The sequence below is a fragment of the Pseudomonas shirazica genome (assembly GCF_015168335.1).
Classification (GTDB): Bacteria; Pseudomonadota; Gammaproteobacteria; order Pseudomonadales; family Pseudomonadaceae; genus Aquipseudomonas; species Aquipseudomonas asiatica.
The window spans coordinates 3,439,153-3,455,293 of sequence record NZ_CP063456.1 but is presented as its reverse complement, the minus strand read 5'-3'; the positions used below and the strand labels follow the sequence as shown (position 1 = coordinate 3,455,293).

At 63.5% G+C, this 16,141-nt stretch carries 15 protein-coding genes; 6 read left to right on the top strand and 9 right to left on the bottom strand.

The window, feature by feature from the left end; translation table 11 throughout:
* The first annotated feature begins 40 nt into the window (after positions 1–40).
* Positions 41–1,282 (top strand): lipoprotein-releasing ABC transporter permease subunit, encoded by a 1,242-nt coding sequence (locus tag IMX18_RS15970; protein ID WP_015269544.1) that lies wholly within the window; start codon positions 41–43, stop codon positions 1,280–1,282.
* Between the two features lie 218 nt (positions 1,283–1,500).
* Here the strand turns inward: IMX18_RS15970 and IMX18_RS15965 are convergent, their stop codons facing one another.
* Positions 1,501–2,853 carry a heavy metal sensor histidine kinase gene (locus IMX18_RS15965; RefSeq protein WP_043935476.1) on the bottom strand — a complete coding sequence of 451 codons (1,353 nt, stop codon included), beginning with the start codon at positions 2,851–2,853 and terminating at the stop codon, positions 1,501–1,503.
* Positions 2,850–3,530, bottom strand: coding sequence for a two-component system response regulator CinR (gene cinR / locus IMX18_RS15960; protein ID WP_015269546.1), 681 nt, complete (start codon positions 3,528–3,530; stop codon positions 2,850–2,852). The genes IMX18_RS15965 and cinR overlap by 4 nt, the downstream gene beginning before the upstream one ends.
* Before the next feature lie 264 nt (positions 3,531–3,794).
* Between cinR and queF the strand changes: the two genes are divergently transcribed.
* Positions 3,795–4,625 carry an NADPH-dependent 7-cyano-7-deazaguanine reductase QueF gene (gene queF, locus IMX18_RS15955; RefSeq protein ID WP_015269547.1) on the top strand — a complete coding sequence of 277 codons (831 nt, stop codon included), beginning with the start codon at positions 3,795–3,797 and terminating at the stop codon, positions 4,623–4,625.
* A gap of 146 nt (positions 4,626–4,771) precedes the next feature.
* Here queF and IMX18_RS15950 read toward each other — a convergent pair whose 3' ends face one another.
* Positions 4,772–5,035 carry a DUF4404 family protein gene (locus IMX18_RS15950; protein WP_015269548.1) on the bottom strand — a complete coding sequence of 88 codons (264 nt, stop codon included), beginning with the start codon at positions 5,033–5,035 and terminating at the stop codon, positions 4,772–4,774.
* A gap of 122 nt (positions 5,036–5,157) precedes the next feature.
* Positions 5,158–5,721, bottom strand: coding sequence for an HAD superfamily inactivated hydrolase PcrP (gene pcrP / locus IMX18_RS15945; RefSeq protein ID WP_085721134.1), 564 nt, complete (start codon positions 5,719–5,721; stop codon positions 5,158–5,160).
* 200 nt (positions 5,722–5,921) lie between these two features.
* On the opposite strand from pcrP, the gene IMX18_RS15940 reads away from it, so the two are divergent.
* Positions 5,922–6,629, top strand: a complete 708-nt coding sequence (locus IMX18_RS15940; protein ID WP_015269550.1) for an MlaA family lipoprotein — start codon at positions 5,922–5,924, stop codon at positions 6,627–6,629.
* 167 nt (positions 6,630–6,796) lie between these two features.
* On the opposite strand, the gene IMX18_RS15935 is transcribed toward IMX18_RS15940, so the two are convergent.
* Entirely contained in the window at positions 6,797–7,096 is a 300-nt protein-coding gene (locus IMX18_RS15935; protein ID WP_013971739.1) for a PilZ domain-containing protein, read from the bottom strand.
* 281 nt (positions 7,097–7,377) lie between these two features.
* Between IMX18_RS15935 and rssB the strand changes: the two genes are divergently transcribed.
* Both rssB and rssC read left to right on the top strand, forming a co-directional pair.
* On the top strand, positions 7,378–8,562 hold the full coding sequence (gene rssB, locus IMX18_RS15930; protein ID WP_015269551.1) for a two-component system response regulator RssB: 1,185 nt from the start codon (positions 7,378–7,380) through the stop codon (positions 8,560–8,562).
* Positions 8,559–9,041: an anti-sigma factor antagonist RssC gene (gene rssC, locus IMX18_RS15925; protein ID WP_013971741.1), complete on the top strand. Its 483-nt coding sequence runs from the start codon at positions 8,559–8,561 to the stop codon at positions 9,039–9,041. Before rssB ends, rssC begins: the two co-directional genes overlap by 4 nt.
* Positions 9,042–9,307: 266 nt before the next feature.
* On the opposite strand, the gene IMX18_RS15920 is transcribed toward rssC, so the two are convergent.
* The 4 genes from IMX18_RS15920 to IMX18_RS15905 form a co-directional block, all read right to left on the bottom strand.
* Positions 9,308–11,158, bottom strand: coding sequence for an alkaline phosphatase D family protein (locus tag IMX18_RS15920; protein ID WP_043935478.1), 1,851 nt, complete (start codon positions 11,156–11,158; stop codon positions 9,308–9,310).
* A 219-nt stretch (positions 11,159–11,377) separates the two neighbouring features.
* Positions 11,378–12,304, bottom strand: a complete 927-nt coding sequence (tal, locus tag IMX18_RS15915) for a transaldolase (protein WP_100413496.1) — start codon at positions 12,302–12,304, stop codon at positions 11,378–11,380.
* Positions 12,305–12,599: 295 nt separating this feature from the next.
* The gene (gene dusA / locus IMX18_RS15910) at positions 12,600–13,610 is read right to left on the bottom strand and encodes a tRNA dihydrouridine(20/20a) synthase DusA (RefSeq protein ID WP_100413495.1); all 1,011 of its coding nucleotides are present in this window, start codon (positions 13,608–13,610) and stop codon (positions 12,600–12,602) included.
* Between the two features lie 202 nt (positions 13,611–13,812).
* Positions 13,813–14,682, bottom strand: a complete 870-nt coding sequence (locus IMX18_RS15905; protein WP_100413494.1) for an AraC family transcriptional regulator — start codon at positions 14,680–14,682, stop codon at positions 13,813–13,815.
* A gap of 406 nt (positions 14,683–15,088) precedes the next feature.
* Between IMX18_RS15905 and IMX18_RS15900 the strand changes: the two genes are divergently transcribed.
* A complete protein-coding gene (locus tag IMX18_RS15900) occupies positions 15,089–16,126 on the top strand; it encodes a sterol desaturase family protein (protein WP_139657593.1) in 1,038 nt (345 codons plus the stop codon).
* The last annotated feature ends 15 nt before the right edge of the window (positions 16,127–16,141 follow it).

Genomic DNA, 16,141 nt, shown 5'->3' with positions numbered 1-16,141 from the left:
TGCCGCCCCGTTTTCCTGTTTTCATTGGGTGTTTCCGTACATGTTCAGACCCTTGCCCATTTTCATCGGCGCGCGCTACACCCGAGCCAAGCGCCGCAACCACTTCATCTCGTTCATCTCGATGACCTCGATGATCGGCCTGTCGCTGGGCGTGCTGGCGATGATCGTGGTGCTGTCGGTGATGAACGGGTTCCAGCGCGAAATGAGTTCGCGCATCCTCGGCCTGGTGCCGCATGCCGCCATCCTCGGCGTGCAGCCACTGGACGACTGGCACAAGGTGGCCGACGCGGCCATGCGCGACCCGGCGGTGATGGCGGCAGCGCCGATTACCGAAATGGAAGGCATGCTGTCGTACAAGGGCGCGATGCAGCCGATCCAGGTCGGCGGTATCGACCCGGCCGAAGAGGGCAAGGTCTCGATCGTCGGCCAGCATATCGTCCAGGGCCGCCTGCAGGACCTGCAGCCGGGAGAGTTCGGCGTGGTCATCGGTGAGCTGACTGCGCGGCGCTTCCGTTTGAATACCGGCGACAAACTGACCCTGATCGTGCCGGAAATCAGCAAGGAGCCGGGCGGTATCACCCCGCGCATGCAGCGCCTGACCGTGGTCGGTATCTTCAAGGTCGGCGCCGAGCTGGACGGCTCGCAGGCTTACATTCACGTCGACGATGCCGGCGCCATGCAGCGCTGGGCGCCGGGCCAGGTGCAGGGCGTGCGCCTGAAACTGCACGACCTGTATGCCGCGCCGCAGGTGTCCAAGGCCATCGCTGCCGGGCTGGGCGATGCCTACCGTGCCGATGACTGGTCGCATACCCAGGGCAGCCTGTTCAGTGCCATGAAGATGGAAAAGACCATGATCGGCCTGCTGTTGCTGATGATCATCGCGGTCGCGGCGTTCAACATCATCGCCACCCTGGTGATGGTGGTGAACGACAAGGGGCCGGACATCGCCATCCTGCGCACCCTGGGCGCCACGCCGGCGCAGATCATGGGCACGTTCATGGTCCAGGGCAGCCTGATCGGTATTGTCGGGACGCTGATCGGTGGCGTGCTTGGGGTGGTTGCGGCGTTCAACGTCAGCCAGATCGTCGGTTGGCTGGAGCGGGTGAGCGGGCAGCACATCTTTACTTCGGATGTGTACTTCGTCAGCAGCTTGCCGTCGCAGTTGCAGTGGGGCGATGTGGCGATCATCTGCACTGCCGGGTTGGTGATGAGCTTCCTGGCGACCATTTACCCGGCTTATCGGGCATCGCAGGTGCAGCCGGCGATTGGCCTGGCAGTTTGAGTGACTGTTGAGGGCCTCATCGCCGGCAAGCCAGCTCCCACCCCGACCGCATCGGCCTCAAGCCCTGCGCAGTCCCTGTAGGAGCCTGGCTTGCCAGCGATGAGGCCAGTACAGGCAGTACAAGACGGTCGCCCCCACAGGATTGCATCAAGCTCAAGACCTGCGCTGTACCTGTGGGAGCTGGCTTGCCGGCGATGGGCTGCAAAGCAGCCCCGATGTCACTGGTCTTCAGTGAAATCGATCACGAATCGCGTCCACCCGTCCGCACACTCCGCCCTGATGCGCCCACCATGGGCCTGCACGATCGACCGGGTAATCGCCAACCCCAACCCGGCATGCTCGCTACTGCCTTCCCGCCGCGCCGGGTCCACCCGGTAGAAGCGGTCGAACAACCGTGGTAACACTGCCGGCTCGATAGCCGCCCCGGTATTGGCCACGCCAACCCTCGGCCCTGGCCCCAATGTCACCTTTATCTGCCCACCCGACGGGGTAAAGCGCAAGGCATTGTCCAGCAAGTTGGACAGCGCCCGGCGCAGCATATGCCGGTCGCCCTGCAGCAGCGCCTCACCCTCGCGCAGCATCTGCACGCCGCTGTCCTCTGCCAGCGGCGCGTAGTACTCCAGCAGCGCATCCACCTCCTCATGCAGCACCAGCGGTGCTTGCCCCGGCACCAGCAGGCCATGGTCGGCCTTGGCCAGGAACAGCATGTCGTTGATCATCTGCGCCATCCATTGCAGTTCCTCGAGGTTGCCGTGCAGGGCTTCGCGGTACTCTTCGAGGCTGCGCGGGCGGGTGAGGGTGACCTGGGTGTGGGTCAGCAGGTTGGACAGCGGCGTGCGCAGCTCGTGGGCGATGTCGGCAGAGAATGCCGACAGGCGCTGGAAGGCATCGTCCAGGCGCTGCAGCATGGCGTTCATGGCCGTCGCCAGCTCGGCCAGCTCTTCGGGCATCTGTGCCACCGGCAGGCGGGTGGTGAGCGAGCGCGCCGACACGCTGGCAGCCACCTGGCCCATCTGCCGCAATGGGCGCAACCCGCGGCGTGCAGCCCAGGCACCGAGCAGCGCCGTGGCCAGCGCCGACAGGCCCACCGTCAGCCAGATCAGCCGTTGCATGCCCTGCAGGAAGTGCTGGTGATGGGTGATGTCGAGGTACAGGGTCAGTTGTGGCGACTGCGGGGCGCCTTGCGCCAGGTGCACGGCCAGGCTGCGGTAGTCGGTGCCTTGCGCATGCAGGGTTGCCAGCCCGTCGGGCAGCGGTGTCCGGGGCAGGCCTGTGCGGCTTTCGAACCAGGTGGCGCCGTCGCTGCCGTTGATGCGCAGGGCCAGGTCGGCCTGGTGGCCCAGTTCATCGCGCAAGGCGGGCAGGCGCGCCTGCAGCTCGGCCGGGGTGGAGATGCCGGCCAGCTGGGTGCGGAACAGCGACAGGCGCGAGTCCAGCAGCTGCTGGTCCAGTTCCACGAAGTGCTGCTCGCTGGCCCGGCTGAATATCAGGCCCGCGCCGAGCGAGACAGCGGCGGTGCAGGCGGCGAACAGCAGGGCCAGGCGGCTGCCGAGGGAGACCTGGCGCATCACTCCGCGCGCTCTTCGAGTACATAGCCCATGCCGCGTACGGTATGGATCAGCTTGTTGGGGTGCGGGTCGTCGATCTTCAGGCGCAGGCGGCGGATCGCCACTTCGATCACATTGGTATCGCTGTCGAAATTCATGTCCCACACCTGCGAGGCGATCAGCGATTTGGGCAGCACCTCGCCCTGGCGGCGCAGCAGCAGTTCAAGCAGGGCGAACTCCTTGGCGGTCAGGTCGATGCGCTGGCCGGCGCGCTCGGCGCGGCGGCGGATCAGGTCCAGGCGCAGGTCGGCCAGCCCCAGGGTGGTGTCCTGGCTGGGGCTGGTGCCCCGGCGCAGCAGGCTGCGCACCCGCGCCAGCAGTTCGGAGAAGGCAAACGGCTTGACCAGGTAATCATCGGCGCCCAGCTCCAGGCCGTGCACCCGGTCCTCCACGGCATCGCGGGCGGTGAGAAACAGCACCGGGGTGTCCAGGCCGGCCTGGCGCACGGCCTGGAGGATCTGCCAGCCGTCACGGCCGGGCAGCATCACGTCGAGAATCAGCAGGTCGTGGTCACCGGTCAGGGCGAGGAACTGGCCGGTCTCGCCGTCGGTGGCCAGTTCGGTGGCGAAGCCGGCCTCGTTCAGGCCCTGGCTCAGGTACTGGCCGGTCCGGGCCTGGTCTTCGACGATCAGCAGTTTCATTGGGTGAATTGACTCCAGCAAACGGCACAAAACCCTGTGGGAGCGGGTTTACCCGCGAAGAATTCAACACGGTGCATGGCACCGGCTTTGCCGGTGTTCGCGGGTGAACCCGCTCCTACAGGGACCGGGTGATGCTGAGATGATACGTGACGATGCACCCGCTCGCCCCAAACTGACGAAGATGTAATACCGCTGACTTGCGCTCCAAGGTGGGGTGCAAAACCGGTAGACTAGGGGCAATTTCGAACCTTCAGGTCAGTTTCCATGCATCCCGCTGCCGAACATTCCCCGCTGGGCAAATCCAGCGAATACATTGCCACCTATTCCCCGGAGCTGCTGTTCCCGATCCCGCGTACCGCCAAGTGGGCCGAGCTGGGCGTTACCGCCCAGACCTTGCCGTGGCAGGGTGTGGATTACTGGAACTGCTTCGAGCTGAGCTGGCTGCTGCCTTCGGGCAAGCCGGTGGTGGCGATCGGCGAGTTCGCTATCCCCGCCGATTCGCCGAACATCATCGAGTCCAAGTCGTTCAAGCTGTATCTGAACTCGTTGAACCAGACGGTGTTCGCCTCGCTTGGCGAGCTGCAGGCGTGCCTGGAGAAAGACCTGTCCGCCGCCGCCGGCAAGCCGGTGGGCGTGAAAGTGCGCACCCTGGCCGAGGTCGAGGCCCAAGGCGTGGTGGCGTTGCCGGGGCAGTGCATCGATGCGCTGGACGTTGCCATCAGCAACTACGAACAGCCACAGCCAGAGCTGCTGCACTGCAACCCGGAGCGGCAGGTGGAAGAAACCCTGCACAGTCACCTGCTGAAGTCCAACTGCCCGGTCACCGGCCAGCCGGACTGGGGCAGCGTGGTGGTCGAGTACAAGGGCAGGGCGCTGGACCATGCCAGCCTGCTGACCTACCTGATCAGCTTCCGCCAGCATGCCGACTTCCACGAGCAGTGTGTGGAGCGGATCTACCTGGACTTGAAGAACCTGCTGCAGCCGGAGCATTTGACGGTGTATGCGCGCTATGTGCGCCGGGGTGGGCTGGATATCAACCCTTACCGCAGCACGAGGGCGATCAGCCCGGACAACAAGCGCCTGGTTCGGCAGTAAGGTTCGCAAGTACGCCGGGGGGCGCTTCGCGCCCCTATCGCGACACAAGGCCGCTCCTACAGGTACAGCGCAAGATTTGGGGCTTGCGCTGTACCTGTAGGAGCGGCCTTGTGTCGCGATAGGGCCGCAAAGCGGCCCCAGTATTTCTAGATCCCCATGCTGTGCAGCGAGTTGGCAATGCTGCGCAGGGTAGCGGTGAGGTCGGGGTGGTCGGCCTCGAAGCGTTCGATCGCCAGGTTCACGCCGTCCACCAGGTTATGGTCTGGCGTGGCTTCCTCAAGCTTCAGTTGCGCCTCGATCTGGCGCGCTTCTTCGTGCAGCGCGGCCAGTTCCTCGTCCGAAAGCGGCACGTTGCGGTCCAGTTGCTCGCGCAAGCTGTTCAGGCGCTCTTGCAATTCGCGGGCAGGCATTGGCAGTTCTCCATCAATGGCTTGGCAAGCCATGGACCTCAGCGAAGCGGCAAAGGTTCTGGCCTGTCTTCAGCGTAATCCACCTGCCGATGCTTTGCATGATCCGCGTCAATGGTGCTGTATCAGGGTTTTTCGCCCTTGCGCCGGCGTTGGGCGATGTCCTGCAGGCAGGTGTCCAGCGCTTCCAGGTGGTCGATGACCGAGTGCACGCCCAGGCTGAACAGTTCCAGCGTCGCCTTGCCACGGGCCAGGTCCTGCTCCTGCGGGGTCAAGGCTTGCCATTGCCGCGAGCTGCGGTCGCAGAACGGGCTGCAGGCAGCCAGCCCCACCGTCCACAGCCCCGCGTTCAGACCAGATTGCAGCAGGCGTGGGTCGCCGCTGACCAGCACGCAGCCGTCCAGGCGTTCGCTGTCCAGCGTCATCAGGGCCTGCCAGCAGGCGTTCGGCGCCGGCCAGCGCACGCCGTTCACCGAATGCCCCGGCAGCCAGGCGGGCAGTACGTGCGCCAGGCGCTTGCTTTGGGGGGCGTCGAGGTCGTCCAGCCAGATGCACGGCACCTGGCGCTGGCGCAGGCTGGCGAGGGTGGCTAGCGCGCCGGGGGCGGGCGAGGGGGTACCGTTGGCGGCTTGCACCAGGCAGCCGCGCAAGCCGAATAGCACAGCGGTGAAGGCGGGTGCATTGTCCATGGCAACTTCCCTCAAATAGTCCGCAGGCTATTCGGCGATTGTTACCGCCCTGTGACAACCGGCACCGCGCAACAGTTGTTCACAAAATATTGAGCAGAGATGTGTAAAGCTGTTTATCAGCCCGCAAGCCTCTATACTGCCGCCGTACAGCAGCGCACCCGTTTGCGCTTGCGGCCGAGAAATTCGATGGAGAAACACCTATGCGTAGGATCGGTGCCAGTGTGATCGAACGAGTCACCCAGGCCTGTGTCTGCGCCAGCATGCTGCTGGCGCCCGTGGCAGCCACCCAGGCAGCCACCGAGGAAGATCCCTGGGAAGCGGTCAACCGCCCGATCTTCCGTTTCAACGATACCCTCGACACCTATGCCCTCAAGCCATTGGCCAAGGGGTACCAGGCGGTCACCCCGCAGTTCCTCGAGGATGGCATCCACAACATCTTCCGCAACCTGGGCGACGTGACCAACCTGGCCAACGACCTGCTGCAGTTCAAGCCCCATGCGGCGGGCGTGGACACTGCGCGGCTGATCGTCAACACCACCTTCGGCCTGGGCGGCTTCTTCGACGTGGGTACCAAGATGGGCCTGCAGCGCAACGACGAGGACTTCGGCCAGACCCTCGGCTACTGGGGCGTGCCGAGCGGCCCGTACGTGGTCATCCCGCTGCTGGGCCCGAGCACCGTGCGTGACGGCGTGGCCAAGTACCCGGATACCTACACCAAACCCTACCGCTACATCGACCATGTGCCGACGCGCAATTCGATCTTTGCCCTGGACATCATCGACACCCGCGCCGACCTGCTGTCGGCAGAGAAGCTGATCCAGGGTGACAAGTACATCTTCATTCGCAACGCCTACCTGCAGAACCGCGAGTTCAAGGTCAAGGATGGCGAGGTCGAAGACGACTTCTGATCCTGCACGTGCTTGGTCCTGTGCAGTCCCCGTGTAGGAGCGGCCTTGTGTCGCGATAGGGCCGCAAAGCGGCCCCGGCAACTCATGCGGCGAAGCTGAATCCGGGGGCTGCCGCGCAGCCCATCGCGACACAAGGCCGCTCCTACAGGGGGGGGCCAGCAGGGCCATCAATGCATCGCCACAATCCGCAACCCGAACTTCTGCTGCCCGCCCGGCTGGTCGGCAATCCACACCACTTCCGTGCTGGCGTGCAGCCCTTTCAGCGCCGGATGCTCGGACTCGATCCGTACCTCGATATGGTCCCCCACCTGGAAGCGCTGCGGTGCCTGCACCTGCATGCCGCCGCTGGACAGGTCAAGGCACACTGCCGCGATCACCTGGCCTTCGTGCAGAAGGCTGACCTCGGTGTCAATGCGCATGCGGATGAAATCGCGTTTCTCGCCATGGCTGGAGGGCGTGTGGGGCATGCTGCATCCTTCCCGTCGGGTTGCGCTGGTCGACTTTCTTATAACTCTCGGTGATTTGCCCTGTAAAGTGCGCCGGGGTCGACCCTTGCATGCTTGAAACGCCTGCCGGATGGGAGTACCGTCTGCGCCTTACAAGGTAGCTCTCGCAGTTGCCAGACAGTTGCCGGGCAGGTGTTCTTGTCCTACAACTCAAGTAGAGTGTGACCATAAAGAATTCCCGTAGCTGGCCGTCTGCCTTGCCGACACCGCTGCACCAACCTAAATCGGCGCCGTTCGCCCACATGCAGAAAACCAGTGCAACGCTGCTGATCATCGATGACGACGACGTGGTCCGTGCAAGCCTCGCCGCCTATCTTGAAGACAGTGGCTTCAGCGTCCTCCAGGCCGGCAATGGCCAGCAGGGGCTTCAGGTCTTCGAAGAACACCAGCCCGACCTCGTGATCTGCGATCTGCGCATGCCGCAGATGGGCGGCCTCGAACTGATCCGCCAGGTCAGCGAGCGCGCCCCGCAGTTGCCGGTGATCGTGGTGTCCGGTGCCGGCGTCATGAGTGATGCGGTGGAAGCGTTGCGCCTGGGCGCTGCCGACTACCTGATCAAGCCGCTGGAAGACCTGGCCGTGCTCGAGCATTCGGTGCGCCGCGCCCTCGACCGCTCGCGTCTGGTGCTGGAAAACCAGCGCTACCGCGACAAGCTCGAAGCCGCCAACCGCGAACTGGAGGCCAGCCTTCACCTGCTGCAGGAGGACCAGACCGCCGGTCGCCAGGTGCAGATGAACATGCTGCCGGAAAGCCCTTGGGTGGCCGGCGAGTTCGCCTTCGAGCACCAAATCATCCCGTCGCTGTACCTGTCGGGTGATTTTGCCGATTACTTCCGGGTGGACGAACGGCGCATCGCTTTCTATCTCGCCGATGTCTCCGGGCATGGCGCGTCCTCAGCGTTCGTCACCGTGCTGCTGAAGTTCATGACCACACGGCTGTTGTTCGAATTCAAGCGCGGCAGCAAAATGCGCGAGTTCAAACCCTCGCAGGTGCTCAGCCACATCAACCGCGGGCTGATCAACTGCAAGCTGGGCAAGCACGTGACCATGGTTGGCGGGGTGATCGATGAAGACACCGGCCTGCTGACCTACGCCGTTGGCGGCCATCTGCCGCTGCCGGTGCTGCACACCCCCGAGCACACCCGCTACCTGGAAGGCCGCGGCCTGCCGGTAGGGCTGTTCGACGAGGCTACCTACCAGGACCTGGTAGTGGAGCTGCCGCCGCAGTTCAGCCTCAGCCTGATGTCCGATGGCATTCTGGACCTTTTGCCGGGTGATACGCTCAAAGATAAAGAAACCGCCCTGCCGGAAATCGTCAGGGCAGCAGGTGGCAGCCTGGATGGGCTGCGTCAACGATTCGGATTGGCTACGCTTGGGGAGATGCCGGATGATATCGCCCTATTGGTGTTGAGCAGGAACCTTCAATGAGTACCGGTAGAATCCAGTTCGCCGAGCAGAGCGGTACCTTCGTCCTGAAATTCGTCGGTGAAGTGCGCCTGACCCTGTGTTCGGCGCTGGATGCGACGATCGAGAAGATTTTCACCGCATTGAACTTCTCGGCGATTGTCATCGACCTGACCGAAACCGAGAGCATCGACAGTACCACCCTGGGCCTGCTGGCCAAGTTGTCGATCCTGTCGCGCCAGAAGGTGGGCCTGTTGCCGACCGTGGTCACCACCAACCCGGACATTTCCCGGTTGTTGCAGTCGATGGGCTTCGATCAGGTGTTCAACATCGTCGATCGGCCGATCCCGTGTCCGGAATGCCTGACCGACCTGCCGTCCCAGGACCAGAACGAAGACGTGGTGCGCTCCAAGGTGCTGGAGGCGCACAAGATCCTCATGGGCCTGAACGACTCCAACCGCGAAGCGTTCCATGACCTGGTCAATGCGCTGGAGCGGACCTGATCTTCAGCCTGTACCGGCCTCTTCGCGGGTAAACCCGCTCCCACAGGTTATGCACCAGTCTTGAGTCATGCACTCACCTGTAGGAGCAGCCTTGTGCTGCGAAGAGGCCAGCACTGCCACAGAATATCTTTTGTCATACCTGCCTCTTCGCAGCACAAGGCTGCTCCTACAGGTACTGCGTTGCATTCGAAACCTGTGTTGCCCCTGTGGGAGCTGTTTTACCCGCGAAGAGGCCGGCAAGGCCAACACAAGCATTACCTGCCTGATCACCCTCGCCGCGCAAACTCGGTAGCCTCACCCCCACCCGCATCCAGCTGATACACCCGCGCCGGCCGCCCCTGTTCATCGAAGAACACCTGCCCCAACCCCGCACCATTCCACAACCGCTCGCCAGCCTTGCTATGGCTGGGCGTACGCGGCACCACCTCCATTTCCCGCCGCTTGGTAAACCAGTTGAGCGGCGAGCGTGGCGCATACAGCCAGCGGTTGAGCCGGTCGAGCACATCCAGCAGGCGCCGCGGGAATTCGTTCTTGATCCCGCTGCTGGTCACCTGCCACAAGTGCGGGCTGCGCTGGCGGTGGCGGATCAGCACTTCATAGACGAACGAGTAATGCACATCGCCGGACAGCACCACGTAGTGCCCCGGCGTGCGCGAGTGGCGGAAGATGTTGAGGATGACCTGCGCTGCGCCGCGGTGGGCCATCCAGTTCTCGGCATCCACCAGCAGCGGGTAGCCCAGCCAGCTGAACAGCTTCTGCACCGTCTCGATCAGCTTCACGCCAAAAATCGGCGCAGGTGACACGATGATCGCCGACGGGTGGTCCAGCAGTGCTTGCTGCAACTCGCTCAGCGCCTCCCAGTCGAGCAGGCCGGACGGCTTGGCCAGGCTGCTTTCGCTGCGCCAGCGGCGGGTGCGGGTGTCCAGCACCAGCAAGGGTGGGTTGGTGGGCAGGCTGAACTGCCAGCCCTGGAAGCGCAGCAGTGCGCCGATCAGCTCATCCTGGGTCTGGCTGTTCAACGCCTGGCATTGCCCGAGCAGTGGCTTGCAACCCTGCGGGTCGTTACCCCAGGCCTGGCACAGCAGGTAGCCGAGCAGGGCATTGCCGATGATCCGCCGCGAGAAGGGGTGGCCGTAGGCGGTTTCTTCCCATAGCGCCGATAGGTTCCAGTCGTCGGTGATGTCGTGGTCGTCGAAGATCATCAGGCACGGCAGGTGGGCCATCACCCGCGCTACCTGGCCGAGGTTGTCGGCAAACGCCTGGATCAGCGGCAGCTCCTGCCGGTAACGTGCCTGGCGCGGTGCGGTGAGCCCGTCGGGCATGTCCAGGTTCACCAGCTGCCAGGGCACCGGTGACCACACCAGCAGGTACATGGCCATGACCTCGGCGAAGGTCACCAGGTGGTTGTCGGCGTTGCTGGACGAGAATATCGGTTTGCGCTTGCCGCCGAAAAAGCGCTCGCGCAGGGTTTCGTTGCGTTCCTGCGCTGGCAGCAGGTCGGCGCGGTGGTAATAGCAGGCCGGGTGCTGGTACAGCGCCTGGCTGTCGGGCACCACCGCGCCCTCAAGTTGCTCATCGAACAGGCCCAGCCGCGCAATCAGGCTGTGGATGGCGCGCAGCATCGGGCCGGCAACGTCGTCGGCATAGACCTGGTCGCCGGTCATCAGCAGCACGGCGGGGCGGTCCGCGGGTTTTTCGCAGGCCAGCAGCAGGCGGTCGGCGCATAGCAGGCCATCGGCGGCCGGGAAATGCGGCTTGCGGCAGGAACCGTGCAGCAGGTGGTCGAGCCGATCACGCAGTACCAGGCTTGGGCGCCGGGCGCCGGGGTAAAGCAGGTGCGGCGCCCAGCCTGCGATGCCCTGGCCGTTGATGAGCAGGTCATAGTCGAGCAGCTGGTTGCAGGGCAGCGGCTGGGCGAAGTGGATGTCCAGCAGGTGGATGAAGGCGTGCTGGCCCACCGCGACCACCTGGCAATCGACCTGGGCCTCGCCTGCCGGGAAGATGAATTCGGGTTGCAGCGGTTGCGTGGCGACCAGCCAGATGGCCAGGCGCTGAGGTTCCAGGCGGCGCAGTACCGGGCCGGCGAGTACGAGGGGCAATGGGGTAGAGGAGGTCATCGACAGCTCTGAGGGCTAACCGGCCCTATCGCCGGCAAGCCAGCTCCCACAGGTACAGCGCTGATCTCGAAGGCTGTGCAGTAACTGTGGGAGCTGGCTTGCCGGCGATAGGGCCATTGAATTCAACAAACTGCTAAAGCCCGGCACTTGATGGGGCCAGACGAAAAACGGGCGGAAAATGCTGAACACTTCCCGCCCGTCAGGCAATCCCGAAATATATCAGGCCTTTTCAGCCATCAACTTCTCCAGCTTCTCCTGGTCCCGCGCGAACTGGCGAATGCCTTCGGCCAGTTTCTCGGTACCCATGGCATCTTCGTTCATCGCCCAGCGGAACTGGCTTTCGTTCAGCTGCTGCTTGGGCTCGCCGGCATTGCCCGGCTTAAGCACCTGTGGCAGGTCGCCCTGGTCATCGCTGAGCTGCTGCAGCAGTTCCGGGCTGATGGTCAGGCGGTCGCAGCCGGCCAGCTGTTCGATCTGGCCGATATTGCGGAAGCTGGCGCCCATCACCACGGTGCCGTAGCCGTTGGCCTTATAGTAGTTGTAGATGCGAGTGACCGACTGCACGCCCGGATCTTCGGCGCCCACGTATTCCTGGCCGGTGCTCTTCTTGTACCAGTCGTAGATACGGCCCACGAACGGCGAAATCAGGAACACCCCGGCATCGGCGCAGGCCTGGGCCTGGGCGAAGGAGAACAGCAGGGTGAGGTTGGTCTGGATACCTTCCTTCTCCAGCTTCTCGGCGGCGCGAATGCCTTCCCAGGTGGAGGCCAGCTTGATCAGCACACGGTCGCGGCCAACGCCGGCGGCTTCGTACAGATCGATCAGCTTGCGCGCCTTGGCCAGCAGGGCGGGTTCATCGAACGACAGGCGGGCATCCACCTCGGTGGAGATACGCCCGGGGATGACCTTGAGGATGCCCGAACCCACGGCCACCGCGAACTTGTCGCAGGCCAGGTCGACATTACCCTTGGCATCGGCCTTCACCTGCTTGAGCAGCTCGGCGTAACCCGGGATGGCCGCAGCCTTGAGCAGCAGCGACGGGTTGGTGGTGGCATCGACCGGTTTCAGGCGGGTGATGGCGTCCAGGTCCCCGGTGTCGGCGACCACGGTGGTGAACTGCTTGAGTTGTTCCAGCTTGGAGGTCATGGGCGTGCTCTGTCCTGTGCAATGACTCGACATTACCCGAGCCCCGGCGGCCACTCAAGGGCTCGCGAAGCGCGGTGCGAAAGGTGAGGATTCGAGTCGCAAGCGGCCCCTAGGTTCCGCATGCACACGTCTGAAGCTGTCGCGCCCCCTTGTAGGAGCGGCCTTGTGTCGCGAAAGGGCTGCAAAGCAGCCCCAGGGCTTCAGCGCTGGTGCACAAATTGCCAGGGCTGCTTTGCAGCCCTTTCGCGACACAAGGCCGCTCCTACACCCGACCGCGTCAGATGCTCGGGCCGGGTTACCGCCCCTGCAACAGCTCCACCGCCTGGTCGAACACCGCCAGCGGCTCCGCCGCCTTGTGAATATCCGCCGACAGCAGCTGGCGGAAGCGCCGCGCCCCCTTGAACCCTTGGGCCAGCCCCAGGATATGCCGGGTAACGTGGTGCATCGCGCCACCACTTTCCATGTGCGCGACGATATAAGGACGCAACTGCGCCAGCGCCTCGCTGCGGCTGACCACTACCGCCTCGCTGCCGAACAGCTGCTGGTCCACCTCGGCCAGCAGGTAAGGGTTGTGGTACGCCTCACGCCCCAGCATCACCCCATCGAAGGTTTCAAGGTGTGCCTGGCACTCGGCCAGGGTCTTTATCCCGCCGTTGAGCACGATCTCCAGGTCCGGGAAGTCCGCCTTCAACTGCGCCGCCACGTCATAGCGCAGCGGCGGAATCTCACGGTTCTCCTTCGGCGACAGCCCTTCCAGGATCGCGATGCGCGCATGCACGGTAAAGCTCCGGCAACCTGCCTCGCGCACCTGGCCGACGAAGTCGCACAGCTCGGCGTAGCTGTCGCGGCCATTGATGCCGATGCGGTGCTTGACCGTCACCGGGGTCGACACCGCATCGCGCATGGCTTTCACGCAATCGGCCACCAGCGCCGGGTGGGCCATCAGGCAGGCACCGATCATGTTGTTCTGCACCCGGTCGCTCGGGCAGCCGACGTTGAGGTTGACCTCGTCGTAGCCGGCCTCCTCGGCCAGGCGGGCACAGGCGGCCAGGTCGGCCGGCACGCTGCCGCCCAGTTGCAGGGCCAGCGGGTGCTCGGAGACGTCGTGGCGCAGGAAACGGTGGGCGTCGTTGTGCAGCAGGGCACCGGTGGTGACCATTTCGGTGTACAGCAGGGTGTTTTTGGAAAGCAGGCGCAGAAAGAACCGGCAGTGGCGGTCTGTCCAGTCCATCATCGGTGCAACGCTGAAGCGACGGGAAGGCTCAGGGCGCGTGGTTGCTGGGTTAGAGCCTGGGTTTTTGGTCATATCGTTCAACGTGTCTTGTACCAAATTCAGCAGTTTCGAAGGTGTTTGTAGCAATCCGGTTGCGCGCCCTGGCAAAAGTCGACGGCAAGTGCTCGGTGATAGCCAGGGCAGGCAGCTAGTTTACCAAGAGAGCCGGGCATCCGTCTGGACTCGATCTATGCGCGGCCCAGCAGCCTTCTCCCCAGATTAGCCACCAGCCAACTTACTTGAGCGGCACGTAGATATCCGTTTGCCATTGCTCCAGCGGCGTTTCCGGATACACGCTCAAGTAGTGAAAGAACAACGGATGATCCCGCAGTTCCTCGTCGCTCGAAGGCAGCCAGTCCCGATAAAGCGGATAGATGGTTTCGCCAATGTAGTCAGGCGAGCCGGTATGCCGGATCACGGCGCAGCGGCCCGCCGGGATGATGCGTTCGTGCACGCCGAAATCGTTGGGCTGCACGGCTTCGCATATCTCGCTACACACGGCGAAGCGAAAGGCGTGCGCCGGGGTGGTGTCGGGGTTGTCGTAGGCAATGCCGAAGGTTCGGCTGCTGGCTACCGGTGACTGGCCGCTTTGAATGCGCCATTGGCGAAAACGCGCGACGCTTTCACTGACCAGGCCGGGCGCCCCTTGATGTTCGAGCGCGGCCACATGAGTTTCGGCGAAATCCACGATACGGACCTGCATGGCAATACTCCTGGAAAGGTGGGGAACAACGAAAACCGCACTCCAGGCCTGCCAGTTCGGGGCCTTGGCGAATACGCTCGGTGCCACGCCAAAAGCACGCTTGAAGGCCCTGGAAAAGGCTTCGGGGCTTTCGAAGCCGGCGCCGAAAGCTGCTTCCAGCACGGAGATGGCAGGCGAGGCAACCAGTTGGTGCGCCGCGCGTCGAAGCCTCATCAGTTGCACATACCGTGAAACCGAAACGCCCATGTATGCCGTGAACTGCCGATGGAAATGAAATGCCGAGAAGTGCGCGACGCGGCTCAGGGCATTTACCGACAGGTCACCTTCGAGGTGGCTGTCGATGTAGGCAAGCACGGCTTCGAACCGTTTCGCGTAAGTCGCTTTGTGCTGTGAATCAGTCAACGAACGGAATCTCCGGGAGGTGCGGTGAGCGCTAGCATCCGTTGTTCAGTCATGCAGGCGCCTAGCCGGGATTGCTGTATCGGGGATTGTCTTGACCGTGCCGTGGATGGCACCGGTGCTTTCGGTGTTCGCAGGGGAGGGCAGCAGGGTGAATGCGGTCGCTGGCGCTTCCGTGCAAGGGGATGCACCAGCGTAACCGGCCCAGCATGATCGGTCGACTGGGCGAAGCGGGTCGTTCACGCTGATCAATGAACTCCGAGCATCGCCAACGCACTCCGCCGCCACTTTCAACTGCGGCAGTGCCTGCAGGCGGGAGCTGGTGAGGCAGCACCAGGCCATGCATAAAACCACTGGAGTAAATCAATCTGATTTACAATTGCGTCCCTTTTGCCGAGGCTGACGTTTCGTGGATGCCCTGTCGCTTGTCTTTGAGCACCTGACCGAGTGGGTAATTACGCCCGTTACCGACCAGTTTCTCGGCATTTTCAATATGAACGGCCGTTTCGGGGCCTTGTTCCTTTGCATCTCCTACGGCGCAGCCTACGGCCTGTTCCGTTTCAGGAAGCGGCGCGGCCTGAGCGACGCCCAGTCGTTCTGGCAATTCATCGGCGGCGCCCGGGTACATCTGCATCCCTCGGCGCTGCTGGACTACCGCTACTACTTCGTGCGGGCCATCCTCAAGGTTGCACTGGTGCTGCCCGTCGTCCAACTGGTCGACCCCTACATCCTGCGCTCCGGCGATTACCTGGCCTTTTTCAGCAACCTCTGGGGCGCGCGCCCGCGCCTGGGCGAGAACCTTGCACTGTCCCTGCTCTATGGGTTGGGGGTGTTCCTGCTCAAGGACTTCATCCATTACTGGGCGCACCGGGCCTTTCACTCCCGCTGGCTCTGGGCCTTTCACAAGGTCCATCATTCGGCGCCCGTGCTGGTGCCGGCGACAGCGAGCCGGGTGCATTTCGTGGAAAAGATCGTCGAGAAACTGAGCACCGGCATTGGCATCGGCTTCTACGCCGGATGCTTCTGGTACCTTTGCGGCGGTGAAGTCAGCCGCTACACCCTGTTCGGCGTGACCTACCTTGTGTTCATCTTCAACAGCCTGGCGGCCAACCTGCGGCATAGCCATGTCTGGCTGTCGTTCGGCCCGCAGCTGGAACATGTGTTGAACAGCCCGGCCCAGCACCAGATCCATCACAGTGATGCCCCGCGCCATTTCAACCGTAACTTCGGCACCAACCTGTCCCTCTGGGACTGGATGTTCGGCACGCTCTATGTCACTACATCAACGCCCGAAAACATCCGCTTCGGCACCAACGAGCAGGACCACCAGCGTTACCTGACGGTCTATAGCCTGATCGTCACGCCCTTTGTCGAAACCGGCCGTAAGGTCCTGATGAAATGCCAGCGCAAGGCTGTGCTCGGCGCGTCCGGCAGGGCAGGCCGTTAGCTGATCCCGTGTTTG